This window comes from Sphingobium scionense (genome assembly GCF_014197035.1).
In the GTDB taxonomy this organism is placed as follows: Bacteria; Pseudomonadota; Alphaproteobacteria; order Sphingomonadales; family Sphingomonadaceae; genus Sphingobium; species Sphingobium scionense.
Map to the genome: position 1 here is coordinate 62,998 of NZ_JACIEU010000006.1, position 13,381 is coordinate 76,378.

Annotated in this window: 13 protein-coding genes and 1 riboswitch; of the genes, 11 read left to right on the forward strand and 2 right to left on the reverse strand. The window is 65.9% G+C overall.

The genetic code is table 11. The features are described from left to right. Positions 1 to 10 precede the first annotated feature (10 nt). On the reverse strand, positions 11 to 289 hold the full coding sequence (locus GGQ90_RS08225) for a chorismate mutase (protein ID WP_007708202.1): 279 nt from the start codon (positions 287 to 289) through the stop codon (positions 11 to 13). Positions 290 to 450: 161 nt separating this feature from the next. On the opposite strand from GGQ90_RS08225, the gene GGQ90_RS08230 reads away from it, so the two are divergent. From GGQ90_RS08230 to GGQ90_RS08265, 8 genes are all read left to right on the forward strand, one after another. After that, positions 451 to 1,476 carry a polyprenyl synthetase family protein gene (locus tag GGQ90_RS08230; protein WP_004207933.1) on the forward strand — a complete coding sequence of 342 codons (1,026 nt, stop codon included), beginning with the start codon at positions 451 to 453 and terminating at the stop codon, positions 1,474 to 1,476. 206 nt (positions 1,477 to 1,682) lie between these two features. Next, entirely contained in the window at positions 1,683 to 2,462 is a 780-nt protein-coding gene (locus tag GGQ90_RS08235) for a TSUP family transporter (RefSeq protein ID WP_188081689.1), read from the forward strand. A 249-nt stretch (positions 2,463 to 2,711) separates the two neighbouring features. Continuing rightward, positions 2,712 to 3,140, forward strand: coding sequence for a nuclear transport factor 2 family protein (locus tag GGQ90_RS08240; protein ID WP_188081690.1), 429 nt, complete (start codon positions 2,712 to 2,714; stop codon positions 3,138 to 3,140). Between the two features lie 49 nt (positions 3,141 to 3,189). Beyond that, positions 3,190 to 5,742, forward strand: coding sequence for an ATP-dependent helicase HrpB (gene hrpB, locus GGQ90_RS08245; RefSeq protein ID WP_188081691.1), 2,553 nt, complete (start codon positions 3,190 to 3,192; stop codon positions 5,740 to 5,742). Between the two features lie 56 nt (positions 5,743 to 5,798). Further along, positions 5,799 to 6,077 carry an ETC complex I subunit gene (locus tag GGQ90_RS08250; protein ID WP_188081692.1) on the forward strand — a complete coding sequence of 93 codons (279 nt, stop codon included), beginning with the start codon at positions 5,799 to 5,801 and terminating at the stop codon, positions 6,075 to 6,077. A gap of 164 nt (positions 6,078 to 6,241) precedes the next feature. Next, a complete protein-coding gene (locus tag GGQ90_RS08255) occupies positions 6,242 to 6,487 on the forward strand; it encodes an acyl carrier protein (RefSeq protein ID WP_188081693.1) in 246 nt (81 codons plus the stop codon). A gap of 134 nt (positions 6,488 to 6,621) precedes the next feature. Beyond that, positions 6,622 to 7,854, forward strand: a complete 1,233-nt coding sequence (gene spt / locus GGQ90_RS08260) for a serine palmitoyltransferase (RefSeq protein WP_188081694.1) — start codon at positions 6,622 to 6,624, stop codon at positions 7,852 to 7,854. Between the two features lie 122 nt (positions 7,855 to 7,976). Beyond that, positions 7,977 to 9,968, forward strand: a complete 1,992-nt coding sequence (locus tag GGQ90_RS08265) for an ATP-binding protein (protein ID WP_188081695.1) — start codon at positions 7,977 to 7,979, stop codon at positions 9,966 to 9,968. On the opposite strand, the gene GGQ90_RS08270 is transcribed toward GGQ90_RS08265, so the two are convergent. Next, positions 9,925 to 10,806: a hypothetical protein gene (locus GGQ90_RS08270; protein WP_188081894.1), complete on the reverse strand. Its 882-nt coding sequence runs from the start codon at positions 10,804 to 10,806 to the stop codon at positions 9,925 to 9,927. The two genes, GGQ90_RS08265 and GGQ90_RS08270, sit on opposite strands and share 44 nt — an antisense overlap. 234 nt (positions 10,807 to 11,040) lie before the next feature. Between GGQ90_RS08270 and GGQ90_RS08275 the strand changes: the two genes are divergently transcribed. The 3 genes from GGQ90_RS08275 (at position 11,041) to gcvH (ending at position 13,278) form a co-directional block, all read left to right on the forward strand. Next, a complete protein-coding gene (locus GGQ90_RS08275) occupies positions 11,041 to 11,325 on the forward strand; it encodes a hypothetical protein (protein ID WP_188081696.1) in 285 nt (94 codons plus the stop codon). 99 nt (positions 11,326 to 11,424) lie between these two features. Further along, positions 11,425 to 11,525: riboswitch (glycine riboswitch) on the forward strand. 176 nt (positions 11,526 to 11,701) lie between these two features. Then, a complete protein-coding gene (gcvT, locus tag GGQ90_RS08280; RefSeq protein WP_188081697.1) occupies positions 11,702 to 12,880 on the forward strand; it encodes a glycine cleavage system aminomethyltransferase GcvT in 1,179 nt (392 codons plus the stop codon). A gap of 26 nt (positions 12,881 to 12,906) precedes the next feature. Continuing rightward, positions 12,907 to 13,278 (forward strand): glycine cleavage system protein GcvH, encoded by a 372-nt coding sequence (gene gcvH / locus GGQ90_RS08285; protein ID WP_004207946.1) that lies wholly within the window; start codon positions 12,907 to 12,909, stop codon positions 13,276 to 13,278. The last annotated feature ends 103 nt before the right edge of the window (positions 13,279 to 13,381 follow it).

Consider the following 13,381-nt stretch of genomic DNA (forward strand, 5'->3'; position numbering starts at 1 on the left):
TTTTTCGAAATCAGCCCTCCCGCAGCCGCTCATGATGGCGGATCACCTCATCGATGATGAAGCGCAGGAACTTCTCGGTGAAGTCGGGGTCCAGATTGGCGTCCAGCGCCAACTGGCGCAGCCGCTGGATCTGGCGTTCCTCGCGGCCCGGATCGGCCGGCGGCAGGTCGTGCGTCGCCTTATATTCGCCAACCGCCTGGGTGACCTTGAACCGTTCCGCCAGCATGAAGACGAGCGCCGCGTCGATATTGTCGATGCTCTCGCGATAGCGCTTCAAAGTCTCGTCCACCTGGCATTCTCCACAGGGGCATCGCGGCGGGAAAGTGCGTGGCTTTTCCGTTACTGCGATGCGTCAATCAATCGTCCGGCGCGCTTTTTGCGCCATTGCGCCGCACAGGCAAGCTATTCCCGCTTGCCATCTGCTTTTTGCCCCGCCAGAGGACGCTTGTCATGACTGCATCCTCCCCCGGCAACGTCCATCCGATCGGTCGCACCAGCGCCCCTTCGCTCGCCCCCATCATGGCGCTCGTCGCCGATGGCATGAACCAGGTGAACAGCGTCATCCTGGACCGGATGCAGTCGCGCATCCCGCTGATCCCGGAACTGGCCGGTCATCTGATCGCCGGCGGCGGCAAGCGGCTGCGGCCGATGCTGACGCTCGCCTGCGCCGACCTGGTCGGCTATGCCGGATCGCGCCATTACAAGCTGGCCGCATCGGTCGAGTTCATCCACACCGCCACGCTGCTGCATGACGATGTCGTCGACGGCTCTGGCCTGCGCCGCGGTCGCAAGACCGCCAACATCATCTGGGGCAACAGCGCCTCCGTGCTCGTCGGCGACTTCCTCTTCTCGCGCTCGTTCGAGCTGATGGTCGAGGCCGAGTCGCTCAAGGTCTTGAAGATCCTGTCGGGCGCATCGGCCATCATCGCCGAGGGCGAGGTCAACCAGCTGACCGCCCAGCGCAAGATCGACACCAGCGAAGAACAATATCTCGACATCATCGGCGCCAAGACCGCCGCCTTGTTCGCCGCCGCCTGCCGCATTTCCGCCGTGGTCGCCGACCGCAGCGAGGCGGAGGAGCATGCGCTCGACGTCTATGGCCGCAACCTTGGCATCGCCTTCCAGCTGATCGACGATGCGATCGACTATGAATCGGACGGCGCCACCATGGGCAAGGATGCCGGCGACGATTTCCGCGACGGCAAGGTCACGCTGCCGGTGATCCTGGCCTATGCGCGCGGCTCGGACGAGGACAAGGCCTTCTGGAAGGCCGCGATCTCGGGCCATCGCATCAGCGACGAGGATCTGGCCCATGCGACGCAGCTGCTGCGCCAGACCGGCGCGATCGCCGACACGCTGGCCCGCGCCCGCCATTATGGCCAGCGCGCGATCGATGCCCTGGGCATGTTCGATGCCGGCAAGGCGAAAGCGGCCCTTACCGAAGCGGTCGAATTCGCGATAGCACGGGCATACTGAAGCATTTTCGAAGCGGACGGTACGTCCGCTGACTCGGAAAATGCGGCAGACCATAAGTTGAGGAGACGGGTAGCTTCGCTCGTTTCCCCTTCCAATATCCGTTCGCCCTGAGCGAAGTCGAAGGGCAGGACTGAGCCGCAGGCGAAGTTCCTTCGCTTCGCTCTGGTGCGGGCTTCGACGTCGCTCAGCCCGAACGGGGTAATATCGTGATCCTCTCCCCCGAAACCATCGCCTTCCTCATGGCCGCCGCCTTCATGGCCGGCGGCATCGACGCGATGGCGGGCGGCGGCGGCCTCATCGCCCTGCCCGCGCTGCTCGCCGCCGGCGTGCCGCCGGTGCCGGCGGTCGCCACCAACAAGCTGCAAAGCTGCCTCGGCACCTTCGGCGCCTGCGTCGCCTATGCCCGACGCGGTCATATGGATCTTGCGACCTACAAGGGGCCGGTGATCGCCGCTTTCATCGGATCGATCGGCGGCGCCTGGCTGCTGCAACGGGTCGATCTCTCGATCCTGGCCGGGCTGATGCCCGCGCTGCTGATCGCGATGGCGGCCTATTTCACCTTCTCGCCCAAGCTGAGCGATGCCGATCGCCATGCCCGCGTCGGCATGTGGGGCCTGTCCGGCATGATCGGCGTGGTCGGCTTCTATGACGGCTTCTTCGGTCCCGGCGCCGGCGCCTTCTACACCACCATCTTCCTGGCGCTGGGCGGCCTGTCGCTGCTGCGCGCCACCGCCCAGACCAAGGCAGCCAATTTCGCGTCCAACGTCGCGGGGCTGCTGACCATGGTAGCGGGCGGCCATGTCATCTGGGTCGCGGGCCTGGCCATGGCGGTCGGATCGATCGCCGGCGGCCAGATCGGATCGCACCTCGCCATGCGGTTCGGCTCGAAACTCATCAAGCCGGTGCTGATCCTCATGTCGCTGGCGCTGACGACCAAGATGCTGCTCGATCCGACAAACCCGATCCACATCTATCTGTTCGGCTAGACGCAAGCCAACATGCAGACGGCGCCAAAGCCGAAAGCGAGCAATCCGGTAAGCAGCGCAGACGACATGCTTCCTCCCACGCGATATGAGCCCGGACAAGGTCGCATAGAAGCGAGCGGATTGCATCAAGAGTTGAACAAGACACACCCTAATTTGCCATCGCCAACATAATCGCCAGCCATTACTCTGCCACCACCAGTAGTTGATGCACAGCTTAGCCCCCTTTGCCCCTATCTTGCGGGAGACATCATGCTCAGTTCGCTTCTTGCCCTTGCTGCCGCTGCGGCGACGCCCGCGCCCGCCGACCTTACTGCGATCGAAGCCACCTGCTTCGACTATGTCGACGGCCAGTTGGAGGGTGATCCCAAGCGGGTCGCGCGGGCGCTTCACCCCGATCTCGCCAAGCGCCGGGTGGTCGGCGAGACCGAGGATGAGAAGCTGGGCCTGCAACGCATGTCGAAGGAGGAACTGGTTGGCCTGACCCGTCAGGGCGCGCTCAAAACACCGCGCGAGCAATGGAACCGGTCCTGCAAGATCCTCGACGTCACCGGCAATATCGCTGCCGTCCGCGTAGAAACGCGGTGGTTCGTCGATTATTTCCACATGGGGAAATTCGCCGACCGCTGGGTCATCGTCAACGCGCTCTGGTATTCCAAGCCCAAGCCGCCGGCACAATAGCCGCACAGCCGACTTGTGGTCGCGGCCCATTGGCGTCAGAGGAACGGCCATGACCACCCCCGCCCTGCCGATCCATGCCGTCTTGCCCGACCTGCTCGCCGCCCTGCGCGCGGGCAGCAATGCGGTGCTGGTGGCGCCGCCGGGTGCAGGCAAGACGACGGCGGTCGCGCCTGCGCTGCTCGACCAGCCCTGGTGCGACGGCCAGGTGCTGCTGCTCTCTCCCCGCCGCCTCGCCGCGCGGGCCGCGGCCGAGCGCATTGCCGAGATGCTGGGCGAGCAGCCGGGCGGCACGGTCGGCTATGCGACCCGCATGGACAGCAAGGTCAGCGCGAAGACGCGGCTGCTGGTGCTGACCGAAGGCATCTTCGTCCGCCGTATCCAGGATGACCCCGAACTGGCCGGCGTGTCCGCCGTGCTGTTCGACGAAGTGCATGAGCGCAGTCTGGATAGCGATTTCGGCCTGGCGCTCGCGCTCGACGCGCAGGCGGCACTGCGCCCGGACCTGCGCATCCTGCCGATGTCGGCGACGCTGGACGGCGCGCGCTTCTCCACCCTGCTCGATGGCGCACCGGTGATCGAGAGCGAGGGCAAGATTCAGCCGCTGGACCTGCGCAATATCGGCCGCCATGCCGAAAAGCGGATCGAGGATGAGATGGCCGCCGCCATCCGCCGCGCGCTGGACGAGGAAGCGGAGGGCGACCTGCTCGCCTTCCTGCCCGGCGTCCGGGAAATCGAGCGCACCGCCGAGCGGATCGAGGGTGGCGCGTTCGAGGTCCACATGTTGCACGGCTCGCTCGATCCGGCGGCCCAGCGTGCCGCCATCCGCCCCGCGCGCGAGGGGCGGCGCAAGGTGATCCTCGCCACCTCGATCGCCGAGACCAGCCTGACCATCGACGGCGTGCGCATCGTCGTCGACTCCGGCCTTGCCCGTCGCCCGCGCTATGACCGCGCCGCCGGCGTCACCCGCCTCGTCACCGAGCGCGCCAGCCAGGCGTCGGCCACCCAGCGCGCCGGCCGCGCCGCGCGCCAGCGGCCCGGCGTCGCCTATCGCCTGTGGGAAGCGGCGGCGACGGCGGGCATGCCGCCCTTCGACCCGCCCGAAATGTTGGAAAGCGACCTTTCCAGCCTGCTGCTCGATTGCGCTCTCTGGGGCGTCGGCGACCCGGCCAGCCTGCGCTGGCTCGACGCGCCGCCCGCCGCCGCAGTGGCCGAGGCGCGCAAGCGACTGACCGCCTTGGAGGCACTCGACGTCGACGGCCGCATCACCCCCCATGGCAAGGCGCTCGCTACCCTGCCGCTGGCGCCGCGCATCGCCCATATGCTGGTGCGCGCGGAGGAGCGTGGCCTCGCCCGGACCGCCGCCGAGATCGCAGTCCTGCTCGGCGAACGCGGCCTGGGCGGGCAGGACACCGACCTCACCCTGCGGCTCCAGCGCTGGCGGCGCGAGGGCGGCAAGCGGGCCGAGGCCGGGCGGGGATTGGCGAAGCGCTGGGTAGCACTTATCAAGCCCCTCCCTTCCAAGTCAAAGGGAGGCACGGGACTCCCTTCGAGGGTTGGGGTGGGTGCCTCCGAAGGAGGCTCGCTTCGCTCGCCACCCACCCCCGCCCCCTCCCTGGAAGGGAGGGGAGGTTTTGACCACGATGTCGGCCTCTGCCTTGCCCTTGCCTTTCCCGATCGCGTCGCCAAGCGCCGCTCGGCCGACGGCGCCGACTGGGCCAGCGTGGGCGGGCGCGGCTTCCGGCTCGATCCGCTCTCGCCGCTGGCCAGCGAAGCATGGCTGGCGGTGGGCGAGGTGCAGGGCAGCGCCGCGGGCGCGCGCATCCTGTCGGCCGCGCCGATCGGCGAGGCGGAGGTGATCGCTTTGTTCAGCGAGCGCATTGCCGAGCATCGCACGGTGAAATTCCGCCCCGCCAATGGCGGGATCGAGGCGCTGCGCGAGCGCCGGCTGGGCGCAGTACGCCTATCGTCCGGCTCCGATGACCGGCCCGATCCCGATGCGGTGGTCGCCGCGCTGATCGACGGTGTGCGGCAGTGTGGCCTTGCCCTCCTCCCCTGGTCGGAGGCGGCACAATCGCTGCGGACGCGGGCGGGCTTTGCCGGGATCGACGCTCTGTCCGACGCCGCCCTGATCGACACGCTGGACGATTGGCTGCCGCCGCTGCTGACGGGCAGGCGCCGCCTGTCCGACATCGACCGCTCGCTACTGTCGGGCGTGCTCGAAACGCTGATCGGCTGGGACGGCAAGCAGCAGCTCGACCGGCTCGCCCCGCCTGATTTCCGTTCGCCCGCCGGCTCCACCCATGCGATCGACTATGCCGCCGAGGGTGGCCCGCGCGTGGAGTTACGGGTCCAGGCGCTGTTCGGCCTGTCGCAGCATCCGACCGTCGGCAACCAGCGCATCCCGCTGGTCCTCTCTCTCACCTCGCCCGCCGGCCGGCCGATCCAGACGACGCGCGACCTGCCCGGCTTCTGGGCGGGCAACTGGCGCGACGTGGCCAAGGAAATGCGCGGCCGCTATCCCCGCCACCCCTGGCCCGACGATCCGGCGAGCGCCAATGCCACATTGCGCACCAAAAATGCGGACGCGCGCCGGAACTCTTGACTTCACGGCGACCGCTGGTGCAACGCACAATGACGATTTTACGGAGTTCCATCGCGATGACCGCGCGCATTTACCAGATCCAGAAGAACGCCCTCCAGTCCGGCAAGGCGCTGACTCACAAGTGGGTGCTGGAATATGCGCCCGCCGAAGCGAAGAAGGCCGATCCGCTGACCGGCTGGGCCGGCTCGGGCGACACCAAGCAGCAGCTCAAGCTCAGCTTCTCCTCGCAGAACGCCGCCGTCGCCTATGCCGAGCGCGAGAAGATCGCCTACACCGTCATCGCGACCCCGCCCAAGACGCTGAAAATTCAGGCCTACGCCGACAATTTCCGCTGATCCTCCCGCCCCTTTGGGGCTGGAATAGCAGGCCGCAGCGCGACACGGCGCGCCGCGAACAAGGCATTTTGCCCCAGATGCTGCCCGATTGACGCCTTATTCGCTTGCCAAAGAGCAAGCCAAGGCGGCAAAAGCCGTGCTTTCATGGAAAGATTGACGAGATAATGACCGATCGCAGCGAGATTTTCGACAGCGTCGCAGCGCAGATCGCCCCCTTCAACAAGAAGGGCGTCGCACTGTCCGAAGCCACCACCTTTGCCGGCGACCTGGAATGGGACAGCCTGACCGTGATGGATTTCGTCGCCGCCATCGAGGACGAGTTCGACATCATCATCACCATGAACATGCAGGCCGAGATCGAGACCGTGGGCCAACTGGTCGACGCGGTCGCCAAGCTCAAGGCCGCCTGATTTAGATTTTTGCCGTTCGCCCTGAGCGAAGTCGAAGGGCGTTGCTGAGCGAAGGCGAAGCAGGAAACCTCGGCTCCGCTCGGCAGAGAGCTTCGACTTCGCTCAGCTCGAACGGTTAAGGGACTTTGGATATTATGACCGACGCCGCCATCGCTACCGAAACCCGCGATCTCTTCTCCAAGTTCGATCCGCTGATCAACGAGCGCGAGGCGCTGCTGGCGACGGGCGTGCGCGATCCTTATGCGATCGTCATGGATCAGGTGCTCTCGCCCACGCGCGCGATCATCAAGGGCAGGGAAACCATTCTGCTCGGCACCTATAATTATATGGGCATGACCTTCGACCCCGATGTGGTCGAAGCCGGCAAGAGGGCGCTGGACGAATTCGGCGCGGGCACGACCGGCAGCCGCGTCCTCAATGGCACCTATCAGGGCCACAAGGAAGTCGAGGACGCGCTCAAGGAGTTTTACGGCACGTCGGGCGCCATGGTCTTTTCGACCGGTTATCAGGCGAATCTGGGCATCATCTCCACCCTGGCGGGCAAGGGCGACTATGTCGTGCTGGACGCAGACAGCCATGCGTCCATCTATGACGGCTGCGCCATGGGCAATGCGGAGATCGTCCGCTTCCGCCACAACAGCGTCGAGGATCTGGACAAGCGCTTGGGCCGCCTGCCCGCCGACGCGCTGAAGCTGGTCGTGCTGGAAGGCGTCTATTCGATGCTGGGCGACGTCGCGCCGCTGCCCGAGATGGTCGCCGCCATCCGCAAGCATTCCAATTGCATGATCCTGTGCGACGAAGCCCATGGCATGGGCTTTTTCGGCCCCAACGGCCGTGGCGCATACGAGGAACAGGGCGTCGAGGGCGAGATCGACTTCGTCGTCGGCACCTTCTCCAAGTCGGTCGGCACGGTCGGCGGCTTCTGCGTCTCGAACCATCCCAAGTTCGAGATCCTCCGCCTCGTCTGCCGCCCCTACGTCTTCACCGCGTCGCTGCCGCCCAGCGTCGTCGCCACCGCCGCGACCAGCATCCGCAAGCTGATGCACGCCGGTGAGAAGCGCGCGCATCTGTGGAAGAACAGCCAGCGCCTGCACAAGGGCCTCACCGACCTCGGCTTCAAGCTGGGCAGCGCTACACCGCAGTCCGCGATCATCGCCGTCATCCTGACCGACCAGATGCAGGCGGTGGCGATGTGGCAGACGCTGCTGGAGCTGGGCCTCTACGTCAACATGGCGCGCCCGCCGGCGACCCCGGCCGGCACCTTCCTGCTGCGCTGCTCGCTCTGCGCCGAGCATAGCGACGAGCAGGTCGAGCAGATCATCGCCATGTTCGAGACCGCCGGCAAGGCCACCGGCGCGATCAACTGATCGCGCTTTTCGACACTCCGACGATCGACCGGGTATTTCCTGCGACAGAATCTGCTACAGCAGCGGAACCATCTAACCTGCATATTCGCGCGGTTAACATAGTTCGGTTAGTGTAACGGTATATGGCGGAACGCGACGTGATCGACGAACAGGACAGGGGCTGGCGTGCCGTGGCACGGCGTTACATGCCCCTGGTCCTCGGCATATTGCTGATCGGATCGCTCGGCGCCCTGCTCTACAGCGCCAGCAGCGCCTCGCGCGATCACCAGCGCGCGCTGGCGGAACAGCAGCGCAGCTGGGAGATCATGGCGCTCGCCCGCGCGTTCGAGGCAAAGACTACCCGCGCCGAAGTGACGCTGGCCCGTTATGTCATCAGCCTTGATCCCGACACCGGACGGCTGTTCCAGGACCAGTGGCGCACCGCCGCCAGCCAGCTCAAGTCGCTGACCTATGCCACCCGCAAATCGGACTGGCAGCGCGGCAATGTCCGTGCGCTCCAGGTCGCCTTCAGCCAGCGCGGCAAGACATTGAGCGAGATCGGCCTGCGCACCACCTATGACCAGAAGATGGGCGCGCTGGCGCAATTCCATCAGGCCGGTCAATCGCAGGATATCAAGCGGCTGACCGCGCTGATCGACCTGGTGATCCAGGCCGAAAATGCGCGCCTGCGCGAACGCAGCCTGGCCGTCAGCCTGGCGGGCGACCGCACCGAATTTGTCGGCAAGACGTCGCGCATAGTGGGTCTCGCCCTGCTGGTCTGCATCCTCTTCGCGCTGTGGCTGGTCAATGCGGCCTATACCGAACGGCGCAATGCCCGTCGCATGGCCGATATCGAGGCCGAACGCGCAGACCGGCTGGAAGAGGCCGTTGCCGCCCGTACCGGCGAATTGTCCGACGCCTATGAACAGCTGAAGCGCGAATCCGCGGAGCGGGCCGCCGCCGAGGATAATCTGCGCCAGATGCAGAAGATGGACGCGGTCGGGCAATTGACCGGCGGCATCGCGCATGATTTCAACAATATGCTGGCGGTCGTGGTCGGCGGCCTGGAACTGGCCAAGCGCAAGATGCGGCTCAAGCCCGCCGAGGCCGGCCATCATCTCGACAATGCGATGGAGGGCGCCAATCGCGCCGCGGCGCTGACCCGCCGCCTGCTCGCCTTCGCCCGCTCCGAACCGCTGCTGCCCAATGCGGTCGATCCTGACGGTCTGCTGCGCGGCATGGCCGACCTGGTCGATCGCACCATCGGCGACCAGATCATCGTCAGCTTCGCCCATCGGGCCAGCGGCTGGCGCATTTTCGTCGACCAGCATCAGATGGAAAACGCCCTTCTGAACCTGTGCGTCAATGCCCGCGACGCGATGGAGGGGCGTGGCACGCTCACCATCTCGACCGGCCAGGCGCGGCTGGTCGCGAACGAGATCGGTGAATGCCCGGCCGGCGACTATGTCACCGTCACCGTCGCCGACAATGGCTGCGGCATGACGCCCGAGGTGGCGGCGCGCGTATTCGAACCCTTCTTCACCACCAAGCCGGTGGGCAAGGGCACCGGCCTTGGCCTCAGCCAGATTTTCGGCTTCGTGCGCCAGAGCCAGGGCGAGATCCGCATCGAGTCCGAACTGGGCACCGGCACCAGCGTCCATATCTATCTGCCGCGCCGCATCCTGACCGAGCAGGAGGCCGCCGCACAGGCGCCCTCGATCGAGCAGTTCGATACCCTCCATCCGCCGACCCGCATCCTGGTGGTGGAAGACGACCCGCGCGTGCTGAACCAGACCATGGCGGCGCTGGCCGAACTGGGCCATTTGCCGATCGCCTGCGACCACCCCAGCAAGGCGGCCAAGCTGCTCAGCAACAATGCCGATATCGGCCTGATCATGAGCGACGTGCTGATGCCCGACATGACCGGGCCGGAAATGATCCGCACCCTGCCCGCCCATATGCGCCACCTACCGGTGCTGTTCGTCACCGGCTTCACCGGCGACGCGACCGACAGCGATGATTTCAGGGGGCATGAGGTGCTGCGCAAGCCCTATACGCTGGCAGCGCTGGGTCTGGCCCTGTCCAATGCCCTTAACGGATCGAACCACCCAGGAACAGCCGCGGCAGCAGAGTGACCGCGCCCAGCAGCGGCCAGCGCCGCTGCCAGGGCTTGATCGCGATCCTCGTCCCGGCATGCCGGTTGATCTTCCACGCCAGATAATCGATCCCGCCGGCATAGGTGAAGCTCGCCTTGGCGAGGCGCACCACCGACAGATATTTGCCCCGCCGCTGCAACCCGCGCCAGAGCTTCGCGGCATTCCCCGGCGATGGCGACAGTCCTTGCGCCAGCGCGGCCGCGCCGAAGCGACGATAGCGGTCGGGATCGGCATCGACGATCGAGAGCGAACGTCCCGTCTTCTCCGCCCGCAACTCGGCATTGTAGGTCAGGGTGAAGCCGGTCTTCCACAGGACGATCGGATCATCCCCCTGCCCTTGCGCCATCGGCCGGGCGAGCGACAGCAAAGTCGGCGCGGCCTGCGCCACCGCCGCCAGCGTTCGTTGCCGCGCCAGATCATCCGCCGCCCAGAGCAGCCGCGAAGGCTGGGCAAAACGTGCCCAGACCGAGACATTGTCGGCCTTCACGCTGTTCAACCGGGCAAAGTCCGCTTCCGACAGCACCGCATATTTGGCGATCAGGCCGCCATGTTCGAACGGAAACACATTGGGCGGGATCGCCCGGTTTGCGCGCGCCAGCCAGCCCTTGCCATAGGCCGCCTCATAATCGGAGACGATCAGGTAGAAATCGAGCATCAGCCCGTCGAGATTGGCCTCGCGCAGGCAGGAGCCGTAGAAGAGCACCGCCCGCGCCGCACCGGGATATTTTGCCGCCAGCGCCCCCGCCATCGCGGCCGCGCGCGGATCGGCCGGCGCGGACAGTTCGGCAGTGACGAGCGAGATCAGGCTGTTGGTCATCGCCATGCGCTTTAAAGCCTGATCCCACTCGGTGGAAGCATCTTGCGCATCGCTTGAAGGCGATTTTCTGCCTCCACACAGGGGCCAATCTGACCCCACTTTAAATCCTGCTCCCGCACATGTCCGATGAGAGATGGTTCAGGAATCGGATATTTCTCTGTCCACCCAACGGAAACGCAGCGTTGGCATTCCGCTGGCTGGTCCGGGCGTCGTGACGGTCTTATTCCTCTCCCCATGACATTGCATCCCCAGATCGCGGCCTTTGCCGCCCAGCTTGACGATCTTTCCCGCCTGCTGCGGGCACAGGGCGCGCGGCCCTGGGCGGATCGGATCGACCTCATTCAGCGCGCCGTGGCGGACTCCAACTATGCCGGCGTCACCCGCTTCCTGGAACTGTTCGAGGGAGAGGTTGGCTTTGCCGAACTGACCCTTTCGGACGAAGCGGCCGATGCCGCACTGGCGCAATGCCGGGCGGCGGCGTTGGCGATGGCGCAGCGGCTGGCGCGCGAGGAAGGCTGATCCGGCTATAACCTGCGTCCCTGCGACATTTGCCTGATTGACGCCGCCCGCGCTTTGGGCAAATGCGTGGGGCGTCTCCGGTGCCGAGGATTCGGCAGCGGGCACGATGCGGGAGAGCATGGGCGCCTTTCAGGCTCGAGCCCGTCGCCGAAGGAGCAACCGCCCCGGAATCTCTCAGGCCAAAGGACCGCATCGCGCGTAGATACTCTGGAAAGCGGATGGCCCCGTGCCGTCCCACCGAAGGGGTAAGCCAGCCGGCCCCAAGCCGCTGGTCAAAGCTCTCAGGTTCCGTGACAGAGGGGGTGGCATGCCGGAAGCGCCGATTCGTCGGCTGCGCTGGCCTGTCGCCGCATCCCTCCTACGGAAAGGTCTTGCCATGACCGCCATTGACGACGTCGCCGCCCTCGAAGCGGAACTGCCCCTCGAAGCCCTGCCGCTGGACGCCTGGCATCGTGCCAAGGGCGCGCGCATGGTCGGCTTCGCCGGCTATCACATGCCGATCCAGTATGAAGGCATCATGGCCGAACATAGCTGGACCCGCGAACATGCCGGCCTGTTCGACGTCAGCCATATGGGCCAGCTCACTTTTTCCGACGAGACCGGCGGCGCCAGCGTCGATGCCGCGCTCGAAACCCTGCTGCCCAGCGACATCAAGGGGCTGAAGCCCTTCCGCCAGCGCTATTCGATGCTGCTGGACCAGGAAGGCGGCATCCTTGACGACCTGATGGTCTCGCGTCCGGGTGTTCCTGGAGAAGAGGGGGGCGCGTTCGAGGGCGCGGCGATCTACATGGTCGTCAATGGCGCGACGAAATATGACGATATCGGCTGGATGATCGAGCATCTGCCCGACGACGTCACCATGAACCATATGGCCGATCAGGCGCTGCTGGCGCTGCAAGGGCCGGAAGCGGGCGAGGCAATGGCCGCGCTCATCCCCGAAACCGCCGACCTTATCTTCATGCAGTCCGGTCCCTTCACCTGGCGCGGCGTTCCGCTGTGGATCAGCCGTTCGGGCTATACCGGCGAGGATGGCTTCGAGATCAGCGTGCCAGGCGATTCCGTCGCGCTGCTGGCCGATGCGCTGTGCGAATTGCCGCAGGTCAAGCCGATCGGCCTTGGCGCGCGTGACTCGCTGCGTCTGGAAGCCGGCCTGCCGCTCTATGGTCATGACCTGTCGCCCGCCGTCAGCACGATTGGCGCCGATCTGGGCTTTGCTATCCAGAAGCGCCGCCGCGAGGAAGGCGGCTTCATCGGCCATGCCCGCGTGCAGAAGGAACTGGCCGATGGCCCCGGTTCCAAGCGCGTTGGCCTGAAGATCGAAGGCCGCCTGCCGGCCCGCGAAGGCGCGCAAATCTATGCCGGCGACGTGCTGGTGGGTGAAGTCACCTCGGGCGGCTTCGCGCCGAGCGTGGGCGCGCCGATCGCCATGGGCTGGGTCAGCCTGCCTTATTCCGCGCTGGACACCGCGCTGGAGATCGAGGTGCGCGGCAAGCGGATTGCAGCGGCGGTTGCGCCGATGCCGTTCGTTCCGCATCGTTATCGCCGCAAGGCCTGAATTACCGCTTTTCGAGGAGAGCAAGCATGAGCCGCTATTTCACCGACGAACATGAATGGATCGACGTTGCAGGCGACATCGCCACCGTCGGCATCACCGACTATGCGCAGGAACAGCTGGGCGACATCGTGTTCGTCGAACTGCCCGCCGAAGGCACGACCTTCGAAAAGGGCGACGACGCCGCCGTCGTGGAATCGGTCAAGGCCGCGTCCGACGTCTATGCCCCGATCTCGGGCGAAGTCGTCGAAGCCAATGGCGCGCTGGAAGACGAGCCCGCTCTCGTCAACAGCGATGCCGAGGAAGATGGCTGGTTCTTCAAGCTGCGCATCGCCGACGCCAGCGAACTGGAAGGCCTGATGAACGAAGCCGCCTACAAGAAGTTCGTGGCGAGCCTCTAAGCAACAGAAATAAGCCCCTCCCTTTCAAGGGAGGGGGAAGGGGTGGGTCGCGACCGCAGGGAGCGTCCGCCCTATCGCCACGGAGCAGCGCTCGCTCCGCTCG

Excerpts from the sequence above, each read along its gene's own strand:
- hrpB (WP_188081691.1), top strand. The coding sequence starts at position 3,190 with ATGACCACCCCCGCCCTGCCGATCCATGCCGTCTTGCCCGACCTGCTC.
- GGQ90_RS08240 (WP_188081690.1), top strand. The coding sequence starts at position 2,712 with ATGCTCAGTTCGCTTCTTGCCCTTGCTGCCGCTGCGGCGACGCCCGCG.
- gcvH (WP_004207946.1), top strand. The coding sequence starts at position 12,907 with ATGAGCCGCTATTTCACCGACGAACATGAATGGATCGACGTTGCAGGC.
- GGQ90_RS08250 (WP_188081692.1), top strand. The coding sequence starts at position 5,799 with ATGACCGCGCGCATTTACCAGATCCAGAAGAACGCCCTCCAGTCCGGC.
- GGQ90_RS08275 (WP_188081696.1), top strand. The coding sequence starts at position 11,041 with ATGACATTGCATCCCCAGATCGCGGCCTTTGCCGCCCAGCTTGACGAT.
- GGQ90_RS08270 (WP_188081894.1), bottom strand. The coding sequence starts at position 10,806 with ATGACCAACAGCCTGATCTCGCTCGTCACTGCCGAACTGTCCGCGCCG.
- GGQ90_RS08255 (WP_188081693.1), top strand. The coding sequence starts at position 6,242 with ATGACCGATCGCAGCGAGATTTTCGACAGCGTCGCAGCGCAGATCGCC.
- spt (WP_188081694.1), top strand. The coding sequence starts at position 6,622 with ATGACCGACGCCGCCATCGCTACCGAAACCCGCGATCTCTTCTCCAAG.
- GGQ90_RS08265 (WP_188081695.1), top strand. The coding sequence starts at position 7,977 with ATGGCGGAACGCGACGTGATCGACGAACAGGACAGGGGCTGGCGTGCC.
- GGQ90_RS08230 (WP_004207933.1), top strand. The coding sequence starts at position 451 with ATGACTGCATCCTCCCCCGGCAACGTCCATCCGATCGGTCGCACCAGC.
- gcvT (WP_188081697.1), top strand. The coding sequence starts at position 11,702 with ATGACCGCCATTGACGACGTCGCCGCCCTCGAAGCGGAACTGCCCCTC.